This window comes from Plantibacter cousiniae (nom. nud.), from assembly GCF_977070315.1.
The window spans coordinates 95,762-114,307 of the sequence record NZ_CDRVEU010000013.1; the positions used below are offsets into that span (position 1 = coordinate 95,762).

Annotated in this window: 18 protein-coding genes and 1 pseudogene; 12 read left to right on the plus strand and 7 right to left on the minus strand. The window is 54.0% G+C overall.

What is annotated here, in order from left to right; translation table 11 throughout:
• Positions 1-37: 37 nt before the first annotated feature.
• From ACW55A_RS22585 to ACW55A_RS22595, 3 genes are all read left to right on the plus strand, one after another.
• Positions 38-502 (plus strand): Mu transposase C-terminal domain-containing protein, encoded by a 465-nt coding sequence (locus ACW55A_RS22585; protein ID WP_498811197.1) that lies wholly within the window; start codon positions 38-40, stop codon positions 500-502.
• 74 nt (positions 503-576) lie between these two features.
• Positions 577-1,368 (plus strand): TniB family NTP-binding protein, encoded by a 792-nt coding sequence (locus ACW55A_RS22590; RefSeq protein ID WP_498811247.1) that lies wholly within the window; start codon positions 577-579, stop codon positions 1,366-1,368.
• On the plus strand, positions 1,368-2,267 hold the full coding sequence (locus ACW55A_RS22595) for a TniQ family protein (RefSeq protein ID WP_498811198.1): 900 nt from the start codon (positions 1,368-1,370) through the stop codon (positions 2,265-2,267). Before ACW55A_RS22590 ends, ACW55A_RS22595 begins: the two co-directional genes overlap by 1 nt.
• 763 nt (positions 2,268-3,030) lie before the next feature.
• Here ACW55A_RS22595 and ACW55A_RS22600 read toward each other — a convergent pair.
• On the minus strand, positions 3,031-3,786 hold the full coding sequence (locus tag ACW55A_RS22600; RefSeq protein WP_498811199.1) for a LysR family transcriptional regulator: 756 nt from the start codon (positions 3,784-3,786) through the stop codon (positions 3,031-3,033).
• On the opposite strand from ACW55A_RS22600, the gene ACW55A_RS22605 reads away from it, so the two are divergent.
• The 4 genes from ACW55A_RS22605 to ACW55A_RS22620 are packed head-to-tail and all read left to right on the plus strand — an operon-like array spanning position 3,781 to position 6,478.
• Positions 3,781-4,752 carry an efflux transporter outer membrane subunit gene (locus tag ACW55A_RS22605; RefSeq protein WP_498811248.1) on the plus strand — a complete coding sequence of 324 codons (972 nt, stop codon included), beginning with the start codon at positions 3,781-3,783 and terminating at the stop codon, positions 4,750-4,752. The genes ACW55A_RS22600 and ACW55A_RS22605 overlap by 6 nt on opposite strands.
• Complete coding sequence (locus tag ACW55A_RS22610; RefSeq protein WP_410930312.1) at positions 4,752-5,090, plus strand: hypothetical protein; 339 nt, start codon at positions 4,752-4,754, stop codon at positions 5,088-5,090. The genes ACW55A_RS22605 and ACW55A_RS22610 overlap by 1 nt, the downstream gene beginning before the upstream one ends.
• Positions 4,981-5,337: a Tar ligand binding domain-containing protein gene (locus ACW55A_RS22615; RefSeq protein ID WP_498811200.1), complete on the plus strand. Its 357-nt coding sequence runs from the start codon at positions 4,981-4,983 to the stop codon at positions 5,335-5,337. The genes ACW55A_RS22610 and ACW55A_RS22615 overlap by 110 nt, the downstream gene beginning before the upstream one ends.
• Positions 5,267-6,478, plus strand: a complete 1,212-nt coding sequence (locus ACW55A_RS22620) for a methyl-accepting chemotaxis protein (RefSeq protein WP_498811201.1) — start codon at positions 5,267-5,269, stop codon at positions 6,476-6,478. Before ACW55A_RS22615 ends, ACW55A_RS22620 begins: the two co-directional genes overlap by 71 nt.
• A 241-nt stretch (positions 6,479-6,719) precedes the next feature.
• Here the strand turns inward: ACW55A_RS22620 and ACW55A_RS22625 are convergent, their stop codons facing one another.
• Together ACW55A_RS22625 and ACW55A_RS22630 are read right to left on the minus strand one after the other, a co-directional pair.
• Positions 6,720-7,094 (minus strand): DUF6388 family protein, encoded by a 375-nt coding sequence (locus tag ACW55A_RS22625; protein WP_498811202.1) that lies wholly within the window; start codon positions 7,092-7,094, stop codon positions 6,720-6,722.
• A complete protein-coding gene (locus tag ACW55A_RS22630; protein ID WP_498811203.1) occupies positions 7,091-8,287 on the minus strand; it encodes a DUF1254 domain-containing protein in 1,197 nt (398 codons plus the stop codon). Before ACW55A_RS22630 ends, ACW55A_RS22625 begins: the two co-directional genes overlap by 4 nt.
• Positions 8,288-9,538: 1,251 nt before the next feature.
• Here ACW55A_RS22630 and mtlD point away from each other — a divergent pair.
• Positions 9,539-11,680 (plus strand): bifunctional mannitol-1-phosphate dehydrogenase/phosphatase, encoded by a 2,142-nt coding sequence (mtlD, locus tag ACW55A_RS22635; RefSeq protein ID WP_410930314.1) that lies wholly within the window; start codon positions 9,539-9,541, stop codon positions 11,678-11,680.
• 945 nt (positions 11,681-12,625) lie between these two features.
• On the opposite strand, the gene ACW55A_RS22640 is transcribed toward mtlD, so the two are convergent.
• The 3 genes from ACW55A_RS22640 to ACW55A_RS22650 all read right to left on the minus strand — a co-directional run bounded on the left by ACW55A_RS22640 (position 12,626) and on the right by ACW55A_RS22650 (position 15,516).
• Positions 12,626-13,579: a tyrosine-type recombinase/integrase gene (locus tag ACW55A_RS22640; RefSeq protein ID WP_369317915.1), complete on the minus strand. Its 954-nt coding sequence runs from the start codon at positions 13,577-13,579 to the stop codon at positions 12,626-12,628.
• A 1-nt stretch (position 13,580) separates the two neighbouring features.
• Entirely contained in the window at positions 13,581-14,273 is a 693-nt protein-coding gene (locus ACW55A_RS22645; RefSeq protein WP_498811204.1) for a hypothetical protein, read from the minus strand.
• Between the two features lie 211 nt (positions 14,274-14,484).
• The gene (locus ACW55A_RS22650; RefSeq protein ID WP_410935964.1) at positions 14,485-15,516 is read right to left on the minus strand and encodes a diguanylate cyclase; all 1,032 of its coding nucleotides are present in this window, start codon (positions 15,514-15,516) and stop codon (positions 14,485-14,487) included.
• A 375-nt stretch (positions 15,517-15,891) separates the two neighbouring features.
• On the opposite strand from ACW55A_RS22650, the gene ACW55A_RS22655 reads away from it, so the two are divergent.
• Positions 15,892-16,113, plus strand: coding sequence for a hypothetical protein (locus ACW55A_RS22655; protein ID WP_369317912.1), 222 nt, complete (start codon positions 15,892-15,894; stop codon positions 16,111-16,113).
• Between the two features lie 925 nt (positions 16,114-17,038).
• Here the strand turns inward: ACW55A_RS22655 and ACW55A_RS22660 are convergent.
• Complete coding sequence (locus ACW55A_RS22660) at positions 17,039-17,320, minus strand: hypothetical protein (protein WP_148279879.1); 282 nt, start codon at positions 17,318-17,320, stop codon at positions 17,039-17,041.
• A 70-nt stretch (positions 17,321-17,390) separates the two neighbouring features.
• On the opposite strand from ACW55A_RS22660, the gene ACW55A_RS22665 reads away from it, so the two are divergent.
• The 3 genes and pseudogenes from ACW55A_RS22665 (at position 17,391) to ACW55A_RS22675 (ending at position 18,523) form a co-directional block, all read left to right on the plus strand.
• A complete protein-coding gene (locus ACW55A_RS22665; RefSeq protein WP_369317911.1) occupies positions 17,391-17,924 on the plus strand; it encodes a hypothetical protein in 534 nt (177 codons plus the stop codon).
• 103 nt (positions 17,925-18,027) lie between these two features.
• A pseudogene (locus ACW55A_RS22670) lies at positions 18,028-18,293 on the plus strand (transposase); the annotation flags it as partial.
• Positions 18,251-18,523 carry a transposase gene (locus tag ACW55A_RS22675; RefSeq protein ID WP_498811205.1) on the plus strand — a complete coding sequence of 91 codons (273 nt, stop codon included), beginning with the start codon at positions 18,251-18,253 and terminating at the stop codon, positions 18,521-18,523. The pseudogene ACW55A_RS22670 and the gene ACW55A_RS22675, both read left to right, overlap by 43 nt.
• The last annotated feature ends 23 nt before the right edge of the window (positions 18,524-18,546 follow it).

The window sequence follows — 18,546 nt, forward strand, 5'->3', positions numbered from 1 at the left end:
GCAAATTTCTGACGAGCACCAATTCCGCCTTCGGTTCATGCCTGAGGAATATAGGTGCATACGATCACGCGGCATAGAATTCAAGGGTAGATTCTATTGGGATCCGGTCTTATACTCTTATGTGGGGGAAAAGAAAGTTGTTGTGAAATACGACCCGTTTTCGCTCAAACAATTATGGGTTCAACTTAATGGGCAGTTTGTTGCAATCCCTTTCGCCGATATGACGCTACCTGATATTTCTTATGAAGAACATAGGGCATCCCTTTTCTTTTCTGAAAGATTGCAGCCTGGAACGTTTGCGGAGCCGCAAGCGGCACAGGCATATCGGGAAGCAGCAAATATTGAGGAGATCAGCATAAAGCTAACTAAAAAAGCAAGAAAAAGAACCGCTGCGCTCCTAGAATATGAAAAAGCGTATCCATTCTCAGATACTGCACTCGAAGCCCCCAAAGACCTTCCGGACTATTCATCCTCGCCAAAACCATTTCGGAGAGGAGATTGAGCATGGAGTACGACCATATCAGGTCAGATCGGAGAGGATCTGCAAATCTAGATATCAGTACGCGAATTTCCTTAATGCTAGAGGACGTGTGGGTAGATCACTCGCCAAGCGAGAGCATTTTTCATCTTATGAATAATATCGCTGATGCGCCCAGGCGGATCACGGCTCCCGCTCTGCTAGTGACAGGCAACGGCGGATCTGGTAAAACTGCCATAGTAAATCAGATCAAGTTCCGCGTCAAACGTAGCGACGGCCTCCTATTTGTAAATATGGCAGCAGATCCTGATCTACTGAAGCAGAAAGAGTTTAGATCGGAGATTTATAAGTCACTAGAATTACCTTGCCCGCCGACGCAAGATAGGACCCGTCCCAACGGTTTCATTCCTCGGGAATTGTCGGAAATACTAAAGCTACGGAATGTCTGGGGAATTGTTATTGATGAAATACACGATCTATTATTGTGTGGAAAAGTTGAGCAGCGTATAAATAGTTCAATGTTGAAGACGTTTCTTGGTGAAAGGTACGGAATTTGTTTATTTGCCTTTGGTACGCTTAAGTCTAGTAGCTTTATTTCGGCGACGCTCGAAACTCAGCGCAGGTTTACGGAAGTAAGACTGAAAGACTGGAGCGAGGATGAGCACTTTCGGACATTTCTTTTAGGTGTCGAGGAGTTAATGCCATTAAAGGAGCCTTCGAGGTTGTATGATCGAGATATGGTTTCCGCTATTCTTACCTCAACTGGAGGCCGAATGGATAAGGTTATAGAGCTCATCCGTCATGCTGGCTGCTATGCGCTCAAGAGTGGGTCGGAACGAATTCAAGCTGTTCACTTATCCTCAGCGTCAGCGAATCCTTGGGGGTATTGATGAAGTTTATAAGTGGGATGACCCAAATTTTTTATGACGAAACACTTTCATCATGGATATTCAGATCTTCATTAAAAACGCGGTCTCGACCATGGGTCAACGATAAGCTTATACCTTTAGCACCAACTGTATTTGGCGGAGGCGCTCTCATTGAAAGTGAGGACTGGGATTTTGATCCCAATGTGGTTTTGCTTCACAAAACCATCCCTGAGTTTGCCTATAAATTCGAGTACCTAAGCTGTATTTTTTTTAGGAGTTCTGGCCGCGTCGTAGGGTGGCGTAGGCGCTGGTGGTTTTGTGTACAGTGTATGAGGGCAGATATTTCCGCAGGACAAGCGCCAGGCTGGCGTAAAAGTTGGTGTTATAAAGATTCGGTAGTATGCATGGTTCACTGTGTTGACTTGCAAAGACTTATTGTTGCTCCACAGTTTACTCGCTCTTGGGATGCTTTCGTGCAAAGTTCACATCCAATCAATTACGACGCCGATTGGTCGAATGAAAGCTTCCAGCGATTTCGAGTTGTCCTCATTCGCAGAATTCACTCCTGGAAAAAAACAAACTGCGAACGCCTGCAAAGTCTTTTTGATCATTTATATGATATATTTCTGCTTGCACCAGTTTACAATGGGAACCATGGTCAAGCACATGAACTATTTAGCGGCCATCGACCCGCTCTTCGGCATACTCTGCCCAACTATGTGGAGGGGGTTAGGTACGGTTCTGAGCTTAGTAATATCAAGGCGAAATTTGGTAGTCTTGTTCTCGTGGGATACCTATTAGAGGTGCTTAATGAGCGGGATATCCATTTTATGATGTCAAAAAGCGCTAGGTTTAGAGATTGGTGTACTTATAATCCTGATATTTTTCAGGCTATTCAGTTTGGTTGTGCAAGTGTATAAGACTGCTACACGCTTAGGTCCCTTTTGGGAGGTCTGGAATTACTGCCGGCAGGCAACCTCGAGCAGGCAGTTCGGGCCTACCTCGTAAGGTTTGAAAGGGTCAGGCCCGGAATCTCATTTGAATTTTTTCACGGGTTAGGTGCCGTAACTCCGACATTGTGAATTGCCGCCAGTCCCTAGGAAATAATCATCCACAGGCTGAAATTTCGACGCTTTCGCTAAATTAACTTTGTTTAGCATCCTAAGATTCGCTGCATTTCGGGCCTCAGGAACAAGCAATAGTCAGTCGCACGGCAATTGTGCAAGGCGCCCACTTGAAAGTAATCCATGACAGTGTTTTGATGCTGCAGTGTTCGGTCACAGCCATGACTTCGTCTAGCAATACGCCCTGACGGCCGGCTTTCGTCACTAATGTCGAACGCGGGTTGTGCGCTGCCCGAGTGCCCACTAGCCGGCCAGTTTCGCCCCATGCTGAACAGTGCGCGCTATGTAGTCGCTTGACAGCACGTCAGCGCTAACCTTATTACGCGCAATGTATTTGATTCCGAGCCTAAAAACTGACATCGGATAACACTGCTTTATCAGACCTAACATCAACGCAACCGTTAAGGTGAGCCTTTTCTGGTCCCCATAACGTGCTCAACTTTTCTGCGCAGCCAGCGCTCAGCCGGATCACTGTCCATAACGCTTAACCAGGACATGGACAATTCCAGTGTCGGCGTGACGAAGGGCAGGGGTTCAGCGTGCAACGCACCTGTCTGACTCAACGCCAGCGCGAGGTAGTCAGGCATATTGCACAGCATGTTGCCGACGGCCATGAGCGCGGGGAGGGTTGTGTACTGGGGTATCGAAAGCACAGCCTTGCGGGCCCGACGGCCTCCAGCCACTCATCGGCGAAGCTGGAAATGTTCGCGACATGGGACACGACAACATGGGGGCGTGAGCAGTACTCATCCAGGGTCAGCGGGGTGTCGGATACATCGGTGCGCAGTACCATGGGCACGACGTTTCTCAGCAGCTTTCGCTTGGCGTTGGCAGGCAGGTCTTTAGTAATGCAGACCCCCACGGTGATCTCGCCCGAGGCTAGCAGCTCGGAAATATTCCACGCGTTGACCTGCTTGATGACAATCACCACGTTCGGCGCTTCCTCGTGCAGCGCTTGCAGCAACGCGGGCATCAGGCTGTATTCCACGTCATCGGACAGGCCGATTCGAAACGACATGGTGCTGCTGCCAGGATCGAAATCCCGGGTCAGGCTCAAGGCGACGGACATCGCGTCGAGCGCCGGAGACAGATGATGAATGATCTCGCTGGCCCGTGCCGTAGGCTCCATCCGGTTGCCCACACGGATGAACAGCGGGTCATTGAAGAGGCCGCGCAGCCGGTTCAGCGCCGAGCTGATGGTGGGCTGGCTGAGGAACAGTTTTTCTGCCGCCCGGGTGACATTGCGCTCCAGCATCAAGGTTTCGAACACAACCATCAGATTTATGTCAGCCCTGCGCAGCTCATTGCGATTCATAAGCTCTACGCGACGACGCTGATGATTTCCTCGGCGATGGTGCAGGCGTATATCGAATTGCAGAAAAACTACGATCAGATTGTCCTGGCCGAGCAGGTGCTCGCCCAGCAACAGTCGATCCTCGATCTCACGCACCGGCGCTTCGCCGCCGAGCTGGATTCCCAGGTTGATATCAAACAGGCTCAAGCGAGTATTCCGGCCAGCAAAGCCACCCTCTCCGCGCTCAGAGAGGCCGTGGAGCTGGACCAGAACCGGCTGGCGGCGTTGATGGGTGAAGGCCCGGACCGTGGTCGTTCCATCCGGAGGCCCGCCATCGGCGAGGTCGAGCCTTTTTCGATACCCAGCCGTCTTCCCGCAGAGCTTCTTGGCCGGCGCCCCGACGTGGTTGCCCAGCGCTGGAGAGTCGAAGCAGCCGGGCATGAAATTGACGTGGCAAAGGCCGGTTTTTATCCCAACGTCAACCTGGCGGCCTCCCTGGGCTTGCAGAGCTTTGGCTTTGGCGACTTCAAGGACAGCAGCAGCCGGATGCTCGGGATCGGGCCGGCGATCAGCCTGCCGATTTTCGACGGAGGTCGTCTACGGGCCAATCTGGCCAGCCAGGATGCGGCTTACGACGTTGCGGTCGAAGGCTACAACCAGACGTTGATCGACGCGCTCCACGATATAGCCGATCAACTGACCTCTCTGCGCTGGCTGAAAGAACGCGTGGACCAGCAACAACAGGCCGTTCAGACCGCCAATGATGCCTACGACCTGATCAATCGCCGCTACGGTGCCGGGCTTGCCACCTATATCCAGGTACTGATCACGCAAAACGCTGCATTGGCCGAGCAACGCCAACTCGTTGACTTGCGCGCCCGAGGCCTTTCACTCCAGGCCAGCCTGAGCCGGGCGCTGGGGGGCGGCTTCAGTCCCGATGCCATTGCGTCGAACGCAGCTCTGACACCTGATCTTTCGAGTAAATGATGAGCACTCAATCTCCCGCGTCCGGCGTCCCTGTCGCCGCATCTCGCCACTCCGGCCCCGTTGTCTTTATCGGCGCCGGTCTGATCCTCATTGCGCTGTTGGCCCTGTGGTACGGGTATCAAGTTGGCAATGAACGCACCGAAGACGCTTATGTGGACGGCAACGCCGTTCAAGTGACCTCGCAGATCACCGGCACCGTCACGGGGATCGGCGCGGACAACACTGATTATGTCCGCGCTGGAGACCCGGTGGTCCGGCTCAATCCGGTGGACGCCGAAATCCAGTTCGAGCGCAGCAAGGCGGCGTTGGCCAGGGCCAGCTGCGAACGCCAGCGATGACGATATCAACGCCGTTATCCAGTCGTACCGCGATAATCAGTCCGAGGCTCAAGATGCATTCAAAACTTACCGTGCCACCCCGCTAGAGGCAGACGAACGGGCTGCGGGCGACGATTTCGAACGTGACTGGCCGGCCTACATTGCTGCTGTGGATTTGGGTTTCGCTGCGCTAAAAAGTGGCGATATTGAACAGGCTAAGGCTCGCTACAAACAACGTTACACCGGCTTACCTCAAACTCATTGCTGAGATCAAGATCATAATCGAGTCCAACAGTCGCCAGGCTCTCGATGTCGCGAAAGCAGGCGAAAGCACTAACAACCAAGTGACTTGGGTGCTGATCGTGGGCTGCCTGATCGCTATGCTGTGTGCCGGCGTACTTGGAATGATCGTCACTCGCATGATTACCCGTCCGATTTACCTATCGGTCGAAGGTGCAGAGCGCGTAGCTAAAGGCGATCTGACCCAGGCCATCGAGGTTCGGGGCACCGATGAAACTGGCCAGTTGTTGCAGTCTCTGTCCGTTATGCAAAGCAACCTCAAAGGCACCGTGCAGCAAATTGCCGACGCCTCGAACCAACTGGCTTCCGCAGCTGAAGAATTGACTGCGGTTACAGAGGACAGCGCGCGTGGACTGGTGCGACAAAACGACGAAATCCTACAAGCTGCTACAGCGGTCAACGAGATGACGGCTGCAGTGGAAGAAGTGGCGCGCAACGCAGCCAGCACATCTCAGATCTCCAGCCAGACTGCTGAAGACGCATTGAAAGGGCAGAAGCAGGTACAGCAGGCTGTGACGGCTATCAATACTGTGACAGAGGAAATTACTGACTCCACACAGCGAGTCGAGGCATTGGCCGGACAGATCCACGACATTACCAAGGTATTGGACGTCATCCGTGGTATCGCTGAGCAGACCAACCTGCTCGCTCTTAATGCTGCGATTGAGGCCGCACGTGCTGGTGAGCAAGGTCGTGGTTTTGCTGTAGTGGCCGACGAAGTACGTGCTTTGGCACACCGTACCCAGACATCCACTGGCGAGATCGAGGCTATGATCAGCAGGGTTCGTGGCGGTGCTGACGATGCGGTGCAGGCGATGGGGAAAAGTCAAAACCTCGTGCGCAGCACTCAATTACTTGCCTCTGAAGCCGGCCTGGCACTAGAGCGGATCAGTAAAGGCGTCAGCCAGATCAATGAGCAAAACCTGGTGATAGCAAGCGCAGCAGAGGAGCAGGCTCAAGTAGCGCGAGAGGTGGATCGCAACCTGGTTAACATTCAGGATCTATCGACGCAGACGGCGGCGGGTGCCAACCAAACCAGCGCTTCTAGTCACGAGCTATCGCAGTTAGCAATTTCGTTTAATACATTGGTAGGGCAATTCCGATTGTAGGTCAGCACAATATAAGTTTGTATTGTGTCCGCTTAAACGTGGGCGCAATTTTCATTCATGAATGTGTGAGTTCCGAAGGTGTGTTCGCCATCCGCTTACAGTCGGCTAGCCGCTTACGCAGGAGCTCCGGAAAGAATTGGATCTGGCGGTCCTCTCTATGCCTAAAAGGCGGTAGCCGAACTGATTTTCAAATGAATTCAAAGATGTCACTTCAATGAGGAGTTTATGCTCAGTGATCTGTTCATTTCTTGAACGATGGGAATGCCTGCACACTTGTACGATGCTGTTCTATCGTCTCAGATAGGTTGTGTAGTCGACAGTAATCCTCCCAACTCATCTCGACCATTTCAGCTATTTCTTGATGGGCTGCATGCAGTTGGCTCTGTAGTTGTTCTTCAGAAGTGGTGCTTAGCTGCAATATCAACTCCCATTGGGCAATTCCACGTCGCTCAGCCTCATCGTCTAATTCCTGTTCAATCTGCTCTTCATTCGAACTAAAAACAGAGCCACTGTCATTTAGAGTTAGCTTGGCAGTGAGGAGGAGGAAGAGTTCGTGCTCGGATTTATTTTGTGGCATGGGGGCTCTTCCGATTGTCGCGTCCGATTGACTCTTCATGGTCGAATTACCTGCGTTGACGATTTCGAAGATCTGGATGGAGATCCAACCAATAGGGAGCGCGTGGCGATCATTTCGCCAATTTGCGCGCCTTGCTCCAGTGCCTTGCGCTGCTCGTCGGTTGGGTTGAAGGGCTTACCCTTTTCTACGCCCAGGGCGGCAAGCATGGCCATATCGAAACGATCACATTCGTTGACTGGATTCGTCTGGATAATCTGGTGCAAATGTTCCCAATAGGCCATACCTCGAGGGTGCGCGGCAGACCAGATACTGCTGCTGGTGGACAGCAGTTTGTTCTTGCCCGGTTTGTCTTGTTCGGCATAGGGATAGATCTTCATTTTTTTGATCAGCGCTTTACCCTTGATTGGGTTGGGTACGCGAAGGCTCAACAGCACGTTCGTGGTTTCCGATCTAGCCAATTCAAACTTTCCGACATCAGCGGGAGGTTCTACTCCTGAAGGTACTACCAGAAATTTGCCACCCTTCTCTTGCTCCCGACTGACTTGCCCCATGTCGATGATAACTCGCTGCCAGAAGTCGCCGACGCCACCCACAGCCGTTGGATCGGGGGGGAGCTCGATCACCAGTGGACCTGTTTCATTGAGGTCTACGAACGCTAGAATGTAAGCCGGCGAAGGGTTTTCGAATTGGGCGCCAAGCGTATTTTCGTCGCCGCTTAGCATCATCAGGTCACCGCTGTGTGTATCCAGTTTGTTGCCGATTTCTTCCTGCAACTGGGTGTAGAACACCAATGGCAGCGCCCAAAGGTAGCTTTGGATCGCCTGTTGGAGGTCCGACTCGGCGAAGATCTGGTCGATGGAATTGGGAGCAGATAATTCTTCACCCTGTTCTGCAGTGGACGAAGTGATTGGAGGACCGATGTCTAGCTGCTTCCATTCACCTGGCATTGGGAAAATGTCGGAAAAGCCCTGCTCGCCAATGCCAGAGTTATTAGCGATGAGAGCGCCGGGATTGCCATGAACCGGAAAAGCGGCCCGCAGCGGTAGAACGCTGTTGGTGTGTATATGGGTGCCGTATTGACTGAGCTTGGCTGTGCAATAGTCCTGAGGGAAGGTATTGGGTGCCAAATTAAGCGGTTCGTGACTGTGGATGGCCGTGTCGGCCGGAACGCAAAATGCAGCAGTGAATGTTGCTGCCGAGAGTAAAACCTGAGCGCACGTAAATTTAGACATGGGTCCCCCGCTCCTTACTCTGCTCGCGTGGCGCTTGCCCCGCGGTCAGGCCGATGCGCGCATAGCCTGTTCTTGCGCTTGGCTTTGTTCGAGGGGGACTTATCATCCGACGCTGGATTGAGCAGAGACATTTTCATCAGCGCTCTCACAGCAGACAGGGCGGTTTGCACGGCACTGATCACTTCAGTCAGGCCGACGAAAGATCCCGGGTAGGGGATACTGGTTTTCTCGCCGAGTCGGGCGATGTCACCGTTCGGAGTGGATTGATTTCTCAATGGTCCGGTCCTTGTTACAGCTCGGCGTTGGCGATACCGAATGAAATTGCCTCTATGAGGTTGAACGGCAGGGTTCCAGTAGGAGTAGCGGACTGAAAGTTGTGACTAGGGGCTCGGCGAAGTTGTCGGCTCGCAGTCGGAAATTTAGGATTTTTATTGGCTTTCGTATCTCATCCCTTTTTTTTATCGCACCTGAAACGTTTCAGCGCAACCGCGTGACCTCTCGTTGGGTGCGACAATCTGTCCCGTGGTCATGGCTCTAGGCCATGTCTTCCGGGGCTTACCAATTTCAAAAAAAGACAAAAACTAATTGTTAAAAAATATTAAAACCTCACTTGAACCGACCAAAAGCGCTTTGAGCCGACCCCGTCGGAGCGCTTTAACACTGCGGATTTGTCAAAAAAAGGATGGCCATGTCCGTCCACTGCTCGGGTTCAATTGAAGTCCGGACTGTGCAGCCGTCACCCTTGATTTGGGCATCCGTACATGCTATTGCTAAAAAACGACGAGCCACTTCGTAGGAAGTTATCCAGCCCTATGCATGGAATCACACGCATCAATCGCCATTCTGGCCCATTGCACGCATCCCTGTTTGCGCACTGTGGGCCTCACGTTAAACGCTACATAAATGTGGCCACAGGGTTCGTTACGCACCGCTCCACACTCTCCGCTTCACACGGCTTGCCAACTTGTTTCTCTTGCAGTTGCGCCTATCGGCGCCATCTTTACGTCCCTCCGCCTAGCTTTCTAATCGTTTAGTCACTGAACCTGCGCCGTCACTTTCCGCTTCGTCGCGGTGAGTTCTGCTCGCCTGCTTTTTCTATCCGAATTCGTCACTACCTGAGTGAAATACAGACCGGTCGGCATCCAGGCTCAAACGGCATCAACTTCGGGTCACGACAGAGTGCTGCCGCAGTGCCTCTTGCACGAGGTTGACTGGCGGTGAGCGATCCCACGTTACAAGGAGCATCAGCCAATGATTTTTTTCCAGGGGAAGAGAATACTCAGCGCCATCTTCGATATGGATGGCACCATGTTTGATACAGAGCGGTTGCGCTTCAGAACCCTCAAACAGGCTTCCAACGAGCTTTTCGGCAAGCCGCTCAGCGAGGAAACCTTGATCGGCTCACTGGGCTTGAGCGCGAAGAAGGCCGAAGCGCTCGCGAAGGCGCACAACGGTGAAGATTTCCCCTACGCGCAGATCCGCCAGCGGGCTGATGAACTTGAACTGGAGTACGTGCGTCATCACGGCGTACCCATCAAGGCGGGTTTGCTGGAGGTGCTGGAGCGGTTACGCAAATGCGGCTTGACCATGGCGGTCGCTACTTCAAGCCGCCGAGCCATTGCCGAGGAATACCTGATCAATGCCAACGTGCTCAAGTACTTCGACATTACTGTGTGTGGCGACGAAGTCAGCCAGGGCAAGCCTCACCCCGAGATATTCTTGCGCGCGGCCGGCGCCCTCAATTGCGCGCCTGGCAGTTGCTTCATGGTCGAAGACTCTGAAAACGGTTTGCTGTCGGCAATCCGTGCGGAAGGGCAGCCGATCCTGATTGAAGACATCAAGCCGCCCGCCACCGAGGTCAAGGCCGGAGCGCTCAAGGCGTACCACAGCATGCACGAGTTTCTCGCAGACTTGAGCGAGTGCATCCCCCACTTGGGCACACCAGAATTGAGCGAGCCTTTTCCCCAGGCGCTGAACCAATTCCGCGTGGGTATTCATGGCTTTGGGGCCATCGGTGGTGGATACCTAACGCAAGTCTTCTCCCACTGGGACGGCTACACCCGGCCTAGTGAAATTATCGCAGCTACCCGGTCGCGCATGCTGCGTGAGACTGTCGCGGCGTTTGGCCGGTACAGCGTGCGTTACGGCGCGACATCCTTCGATCAGACCATCGAAAACATGCGAATGATCGACATGGATGACGCCGAAGCGGTGATAGATATGTATGACGTCGCAGAGATCGTTGGACTTAGCTTGCCCGAGCAAGCCATCCGCAAACAGGCAGGGGTAATCGCCAAGGGGCTGTTACGACGCTTTGAGCACCGCGGCCGCGAACTCACGATCTTGATTGTGTTGAACAAGGTAGGTGGCGCCGCCTTCGTTCGCCGGCACGTCGAAGCGGAGTTGGCGCTGTTGTGCTCGGTAGATATCTGCCAGCAGATCTTGAACAAGACCCACTTTGCCGAAACCGTGGTCAGCCGCATCGTCAACAAGATCAGCAGTGATGCCTTGCTGCGACAACTGCGGATAAAGTCGCAAATGTTTCAAAACAGCATGGACGACGAGCAAATCGCGGCACCCAAACCTGCCTCTCCGTTGCCTGAATACGAACGGTTGATTGGTCGATTTCGCCCGTTCACCCAGTCCAGTTGCGCACTCAACCAGATGCATTTGATTCTGTTCAACAGCGAGCCGGACATGCCCCTGTACGTGGAGCGCGGCAGCGGTCTGCTGGAGAGGCTGCGCCAGGTGAAGACCGTCGACGATATCGCGCAAATCCAGGTCATCAAGAACCGTCTATGGAACGGCCCTCACGCGATTATTGCCTGGTATGCCAGCTTACTGGGGTACGACTGGGTGGGCCAGGGCATGGGCGACCCGCGTGTCGACGCTTTGGCGGAGCGCTTGATCCGTCAGGAGGTGGCCCCTGCTTTGCTGGCAGACAATGCACAGATGAACGAGGCCGTCGCCGGTTTTGCTCAAACCTTCTTGGAGCGCTGCAAAACCTCCTTCAAGGACCCTTGCGCCCGTGTAGCGCGCGACCCTTTGCGCAAGTTACAACGCAACGAGCGCATTCTGAGCAGCATCGAACTCGCCAGAAAACACGGCATTGATACCCCTGCTCTGGAGTTCGGCGCTGCATTGGCCATCCATTACGCACTGCATTCGACCGACAGCAAAGAACAGGAGTGCTTTCAGATAAGGAAGCTTTACGATGACACTGGCAGTGTTGAGAACGTACTGACTTATACGGGGAACTACAACGGTAAGCCCTATCCTGGGTTAGATCCGCTTACTGATGCGACTCTGATAGAGGCGATTTCGGGGCATTTTCGGCAGCTTGTGGAACCTATCTCGGCTCACTGGGATTGGCCACTTCAGGTTGGATCGTAGCCGTCCATGTCGTAACTACGCAGGGGAGTCTTACGCGTTTTACCCAGACGTTCCTGAACCGCTACAGCGCTTTGTCTGTTCAACATAACCATCTGGCCAGATTCATGCCCGCAACTCTCGGGCGCGTTTGGCGCCGGCGAGGACGAACTGCTTTCGCAAGGCAGTCGCCGGCACCTTCTCTCTTTCCTGTTCGACGTGCTCTTTGTACCGGCAAAACCAGCGATCCGGAATATAAATATATGCAACGAGATGTAGGAAAAACCACCATGAAAAAAGGCAGACCCCCCCTCATATCCTATCGTTTCCGGCGGCTATCAGACTTAGTGAGGATATCCTTTCGGTCTTGGAGGATTACCGCATTGCCAGAAAGGCTTGGCTGCATGCATCAGACGACGCGCCGGATATGAACGAGCTGGACGCGCGTTTCATTCCGCGGCGGCCGAGTTAGCGAGTTGGGTTGACGCCGAGATTAATTTTCAGCTGGAACTACTCGCCGGGCGAAAATTGCCAGCACCATGCGTTTCGCCAAGCCCGGGATGCATTCATTGCGTTGGACATGAGCGTGATGTGTGACAGCTTGACGGATACATCTATTACACCGCTGGTGGATGTCGCAAGAGTGACCCTTTTAGCCGACTGGAGGGGGTAGCCTCCTGAAGCAATAGCGCTGCATCGTGGTTTTTCAAGGCGAGCAGTCCAAAATCTGCCGTCAGCTGCTGTTGACGGAGTCGGTAAGCCAACTCTTCGGCGTTGGCCGCTCCTTGCTCTGGGGGGACGGGCGCAGCATTGTAATGATCAGCGGACATCAATGACCTCTATGACGTGGGTTCCCTTCGTGAGCAGAGCCCCGGGTTGACGTCACCCGCAGCCTGCTTGGCTTTGCTGCCTGCCTATTAATGGTAACGTTACCTAAACCTTTCACTTTTTCCGCGCTGCACACACACCTCAATACTTCACCCTGAACGTGGGTGAGTCCTCTGGCCGGTTCTGCCGGCGATCGTAGATCCGCGTCGTGCTGATATTGGCGTGGCCCAGCCAGACCTGCACCTTGGCGATATCCGCCTCGTGCTCCAGGGCATTCGTTGCCGCTGTAGCACGCAACCCGTGCACCCCCAGCCCCGCAACCTCTATCCCCGCAGCTTTGGCGTAATGCCCTACCACTGCGTAGATGCCATCGGCGCTGATTCCTCCGCCCGTGGTGCGGCCGCGCAGCGGGTGGAAGAGGGGAGTCTTGCCGTCCTGCTGATCAAGGCTGGATGCTTCTAGGTAGATGTAGATGCGTTCAGCGGCCACCGGATGCAACGGCAGAAAGCGCAGCTTGCCGCCCTTGCCGTGGATGCGCAGGTGCTTGATGCCTCGACGCTCCTGCAGGTCGGCGAGCATCAGCTGCGCGGCCTCTTCGCGGCGTAGCCCGTGGTACAGCAGCACCGCTAGAAGCGCCCGATCGCGCTTGCCTTTGAGCGTGTCCGGATCTGGCGCATCGAGCAGGGCTTTAGCCTGGTGATCACCGAGCGCCGGCGTTTTACCTTCATTGGTTTCGATTCGGGGTCGCTTGACGCCATGCACCGGATTGCCGCCGGTGACCGCATTGCTGTTGAGCAGGTGGTCATAGAGGCTGGCCAGCGCCGCCAGTTTGCGGCGAATGGTTGCGCCGGCCAGGCCCCGGCGCTCCAGATCGGCGCGCCAGGCGAGCACGTGCGCTCGGGTCACCGAACGGAATTCGTCTGCAGTCGCTAAGCCTACGAAATGACAGAAGTCCTCCAGGTCGCCCTGGTACGCACGCCGCGTGCGCGGGTTGTCGATATTGGCAAACCACTCGACGGCGGCCGGCACGGCGGCCAAGTGCTGAAATTCCGCAGCGGTTAGCCGGCGTCCCTGCTGGGTAACAATTTCAGTCACGTCACAGCCCTCGCCAGTTATCGCGATGAACCTCGCGACAGCGGTGGATCACTTGCGCTACGAGCGGATCGCATGGGGTAGCGTGTATCCAACTATCCTCAAAGGATGGGAGAGGACCGTCGGCTTGTAGCACCGCATTCAATTCCAGCGAAAGCAGGATCAGCGTTTTAAACGCGATGGGAACCTGGACATTTTCAAACTGCGCTCGCTGCTCTTTTATCGCATTCAGCGTATCGCTGGCTTTGATCCTACTGTCCCATTCTTTGGACTTGTGATGGACCAACGCATTGCGTGACTTTATCAATGCTTTAAGTCCATTGATGGCTGGGCCATCCTCTCGAAGGGATCGGCCACAAACCAATCGCGGAATGATTAGCCATTTGCCCACTACATCCAGCTTGTCCAGGTACTTTTTTGCAAAGTGCTCGCCTAGCTGGAGGGTCGCAAATTCATACGCCGCAGCTTCAAGGGTCATGGCGGAGAAAACGATGGTTTTAATTCCCATCATTTTCTTTCTTTTTTCGTGCTCATGGTAAGCAGCAGCGTCATGTTCCAGCTCTGGGCGAATCACAGGGCTGGCTTTTTCCGATAAGAACTGAGCAAACGCCTCCTCGGCAATTTCTGCGTAGGTGTCCACCATGGTGTCCTCGAGGATCCAACCATCGCGCATTTGAAACGGTTCAGTGGTACCCATCAAGAATTCTCAGCTAATTAACGATAACGAATTTGAAGGGGAGACTCAGTTGTTTGTCCACGAGGCCGACACGCTCAGTTCCCTGCAGGCAGAAATGGACGCCACAAAAGCCGCACGAAAGAAATTCAGATACGTGGACTTGGTCTCAGTGATACCAGTGGCTTAGCTGATTGAACTGCAGGAAGCATGACGAATATTTGATGAAGCCCAATCAGGCATATGCAGCGGCGATCTGATTTCTGCCCTGACCCTTGGCCTCATAAAGCGCCAGATCCGCCGCCCTCAACCAATTCTCAGCGCTATCATCATGGACGCTGAACTCGGCAAACCCAATGCTGAGCGACACGGCTGGGACGTCGAGCCGCTCACTAAAAGTCTGCTGGAGATGTTGCTGCAGTCTCGCGAGAGTGGCTCGAATCTGTTGAATGTTCGATCCGCGGATAATCAGTCCAAACTCGTCTCCGCCAATCCGCCCGGCAGTATCGGTTGGACCCTTTACCTTGGCCAGTACCTCGCTGAAAAGTTTGATGACGGCGTCACCTGCCAGATGGCCATACCCATCATTGATCGCTTTGAAATGATCCAGATCGATTAGTGCCACTGCAGAGCGGGCAAGGCCTCGCTTGGCTAATTCGTATTCTTCGTCAAGGATGCTGCGCCAAGCGCTCTGGTTGAGTAAGCCAGTCTGCATATCCGTTCGGCTGTGCTCACGAAATGCACGTTTATGCGCCGCTAGTTTTGCGCTTAAGTGGTAGGCAGCGCCTCCGACCGCCAGTGGGTACACGGCGAGCATTGGTATACAGGCGTAAACCTGTAGAGGGGTCGTCTCCGGCGCAAATCCCGGGTTTAAGAGGCCAGTGAAGGCCAACACAGCAGTCGTCAGCGACGCGAGCGATAAACGAAGTAATAGAGGCCCCCCTACCGCAATACTGTTCATGCACAGCATGGAAATTAGCAAGGTTGTGGGAAGCAGATTGAAGTGCATAGCAGCCACCCACAACCCGCCAAAGGCCGATTCGACAAGCAAATTACGGCGTTCAACGATATAGGGTATCGCGCTCCTGCGAGCCAGCAAGAACGCTAGATGAGGCCAGACAAAGCCTTGGAAGGCCAGAAGGCCCCATATCCAGGCTGGGGTAGGGAGGGTGTACAGCACTGCGGCAACTGCCCAGAACCCAACAGCAGAACCTAGCGCCCGCGGCAAGTACAAGCGTTTGGCAAAAGATCCTGTTTTTGAGGTCATGAATTTATCGTCTGCAGGTGATCGGCGGGCATGGTAGCTCGTATTTGGTGGCCTTGCGCCACCATCCGACCGAGGGTGTAATGCTAAGTTCAATTCAAACGATCAGTTAATCCTCTCTAAACCTGTGCTTACTCATTGTTTCGACGCTGCGCATCCATCATAAATTGCAGATTGACGTGCCGCGTCTATTCGCCCGCATCACCATAAATACACGCCTGATTTACGGTCATTCCCGCAGGCCAACTAATCATGGCTCAGCGTTGCCAACCCAGCAGAACCAATCGGTGGCGAGTGGCACTCTGCCATCTTCTTCGTTGTGGCTTAATATCGTATCGAGCAAAACCGCTTTGGATATAGCCCAGACAGGAGTTTGGCATGACGCCTAAAAAAGCAATGGAACACGCCCGCCAGGACATCGCGGAGTTACACACCTCTCCGACTTACGATTGCTGCGAAAAAATGCATGCGGCCATTCGCGGCTACAGTCAGGCTCTGCTGGACGGCGGCCGGATCAGCGCAGCACAGCAGAAAGTGCTGATGGCCGAGGCCGACGCGGAATTAAGAGGCTGGGAATTGCCATCCGTACCCTACGCCTAGCGTCTGCCACAGCAAGTGGACCAGGTATGAATCGAAGTAAGCGTCCATTCCATGCCCAGGACACACGAACGCATCACCGAGCAAGTAGGGTGGTCTAGTGGAATCGATCCGCCTCGCCTGAGTGCTGCATTTGCAAAGCACAACGCGGCGATCACGATCGATTATATTCGTCAGGTGCGTGAGTTAGGCATTTAGGTTGTAGCTAATGCTGTTACAGCATAGTAACCGCTTGTCTGGCTGACCCTAGGGAGTTGGTCGGGGCAATGATCTATGCTGCCTGTGAGCTGCGTAGAACGGGATATCCGTTAAATAGTCCCCCGGACTTTGCGTGAAGTCTGGGGCCTTCTGTGGAAGGCCACAACTGACTCACGAGAAAGCGGCTGCAGAAGGACGGGAAATCCCAATTTTCCGTGAACACCAGGTAGGGCCTGCTGATACCCTTGTTAGGAGGCCCTGGCCTGACTCTCTCCAGATCCAGCACGATTCCCGTGCAATCCTGACAGAGAGGCCGCATGACCACCCGCCGCGCTACTTCGCTTCGATCTGGACAATTCAAGCACCTGATCCGCGTTGCATCCGTCACTGACCGTTTGCCAGAGCGCGATGTGATGTTGTTCCATTAGCAACTTGGATCAGAGAGTCGCGTCACCTAGAAGCCGCAATAGCTGGGATTGTTCCCGTGATCATCGATCTTGAATGGTACGGAGGGGAGGCGGATACACCAGTAATCCACAGAGCATTGGAGCGGTCGAGTTTCCTGGTCTATTGGGGTTCGGCGTGATGGTATTTTTCAAGCTCGCCTTACCGAGGCCATGTGCAAAGGAAAACCTCGCTCGACTCGGCAGCCCACATAGTGCGGGCTAAGCTCAATGGTCGTCGGTAGCCTCGACTACGACAGAGTTCTGAGCCATTCGAATTTTTGAGCTCAAAGATTTTTCGCACAGATTGGCTGTGATCGGGCATCAAGCAGCGGTTCGCTACGGAGTTGTCCATCAGGTGCAACACCTTGGTAACGGGCGCAGCCCTTGGGGTCGTACTCAATGCGCGCTTTCTGATACTTGAGTCGCGCATCAGCCGCCTGAAAGGCGGTGACCTCGGCGCTCGGTAAGCCGTCATTGCCATAAGAATGAAGGACTGTAGTAGCTGGCTTAGATTGCGCACAGCCTGCGATCAAAGCTGAAGAGAGAATAAATAACAGTGCTTTCATCAGGGCTTCCCATGGTTAAGGATGTTGCTGAACAATTTACTAGTCTAATCGATCTTGGAAGAGTCAGGCCTTGGCCTTCGTCAAGGCTACCGGAAACTGCGCTGCCACGCCGCAGCTGGGATGCTTGATTAGGGTCAGATTTACCGCTTTCCGCCTATACCCGCTTGCCAAGCAAATCCAAATAGGAAAACGCGACCATGGATACTCCGCAAGTCATTTTTTTTATGGTCATGGCAACCGGCATCAAACATGGCCAGAGCCCGTTCCACTTCGTGCGTTCCCTAGTCGTGCCCAGGCGGAAGAATGGCAGGGCAATTTGCTGGATTACCACATCAGCCCGCCGGATCTTCCTGCCGGGGGTGATGATGCCGATTGGAAAGAGCACGACGCTCAGTTAAAAGCATGGCGCGATGCCCATCCAGCCGGAGTTGCCGTACAAAGCGGAGATCCTTTTTCAGCTGCTGTCTCTGCTACTCGCATGCCCATGCTGATGACCGACCCTCGCCTGAAGCGAATCCCAGACGAAACCACCATTCTCAACTTCCGTCGCCTGCGGGAAAAACACGAGTTGGCCACTGGCATTCTCGGCGTGATCAATGACTAACTGGGCCAGCGTGGCCTGTCACTGCAACAAGGCACCTCGTCGATGCCACGCTGATTCATGCGCCACTTCGACCAAGAATAAGGACAGTAAACGCGACCCGGAAATGCACCAAACGAAGAAGGGCAACCAGTATTACTTCGGTGCCAAAGCGCACATTGGTGTCGACGATGACTCGAGGCTGGTGCACAGCGTGGTGGTCACTGCGGCCAACGTGGCGGACGTGACCAAGTCGACAAACTGCTACACGGTGCTGAGAACGTGGTCTGCACCGATGCAGGCTATACCGGTGTCGCGAAGCGCAAAGAGCATGCTGGACGCCAAGTCATATGGCAGGTTGCAGCCCGGCGCAGCACCTACAAGAAGCACGGAAAACGCAGCGTGTTGTACAAAGCAATACGCAAGATCGAGAGAGCCAAAGCTCAGGTTCGCTCCAGGTTGAGCATCCATTTCGGGTGATCAAACGCCAGTTTGGTTACGTCAATGTACGCTATCGCGGCCTGGCGAAGAACACGGCACAGGTACTGACGCTGTTTGCGCTGTCGAACCTGTGCATGAAGCGAAAGCAATTGCTGCTTGTCGTGTCCGAGATGTGCCTGTGATCGGGGAAATTGCGCGAAAAAGC

What these genes read in the sequence shown, in the direction of transcription:
- ACW55A_RS22585 (WP_498811197.1), top strand. Translation starts at nt 38, where the DNA reads ATGCCTGAGGAATATAGGTGCATACGATCACGCGGCATAGAATTCAAG.
- ACW55A_RS22590 (WP_498811247.1), top strand. Translation starts at nt 577, where the DNA reads ATGCTAGAGGACGTGTGGGTAGATCACTCGCCAAGCGAGAGCATTTTT.
- ACW55A_RS22595 (WP_498811198.1), top strand. Translation starts at nt 1,368, where the DNA reads ATGAAGTTTATAAGTGGGATGACCCAAATTTTTTATGACGAAACACTT.
- ACW55A_RS22600 (WP_498811199.1), bottom strand. Translation starts at nt 3,786, where the DNA reads ATGAATCGCAATGAGCTGCGCAGGGCTGACATAAATCTGATGGTTGTG.
- ACW55A_RS22610 (WP_410930312.1), top strand. Translation starts at nt 4,752, where the DNA reads ATGAGCACTCAATCTCCCGCGTCCGGCGTCCCTGTCGCCGCATCTCGC.
- ACW55A_RS22615 (WP_498811200.1), top strand. Translation starts at nt 4,981, where the DNA reads ATGTCCGCGCTGGAGACCCGGTGGTCCGGCTCAATCCGGTGGACGCCG.
- ACW55A_RS22625 (WP_498811202.1), bottom strand. Translation starts at nt 7,094, where the DNA reads ATGAAGAGTCAATCGGACGCGACAATCGGAAGAGCCCCCATGCCACAA.
- ACW55A_RS22630 (WP_498811203.1), bottom strand. Translation starts at nt 8,287, where the DNA reads ATGTCTAAATTTACGTGCGCTCAGGTTTTACTCTCGGCAGCAACATTC.
- mtlD (WP_410930314.1), top strand. Translation starts at nt 9,539, where the DNA reads ATGATTTTTTTCCAGGGGAAGAGAATACTCAGCGCCATCTTCGATATG.
- ACW55A_RS22645 (WP_498811204.1), bottom strand. Translation starts at nt 14,273, where the DNA reads ATGGGTACCACTGAACCGTTTCAAATGCGCGATGGTTGGATCCTCGAG.
- ACW55A_RS22650 (WP_410935964.1), bottom strand. Translation starts at nt 15,516, where the DNA reads ATGACCTCAAAAACAGGATCTTTTGCCAAACGCTTGTACTTGCCGCGG.
- ACW55A_RS22655 (WP_369317912.1), top strand. Translation starts at nt 15,892, where the DNA reads ATGACGCCTAAAAAAGCAATGGAACACGCCCGCCAGGACATCGCGGAG.
- ACW55A_RS22660 (WP_148279879.1), bottom strand. Translation starts at nt 17,320, where the DNA reads ATGAAAGCACTGTTATTTATTCTCTCTTCAGCTTTGATCGCAGGCTGT.
- ACW55A_RS22675 (WP_498811205.1), top strand. Translation starts at nt 18,251, where the DNA reads ATGGCAGGTTGCAGCCCGGCGCAGCACCTACAAGAAGCACGGAAAACG.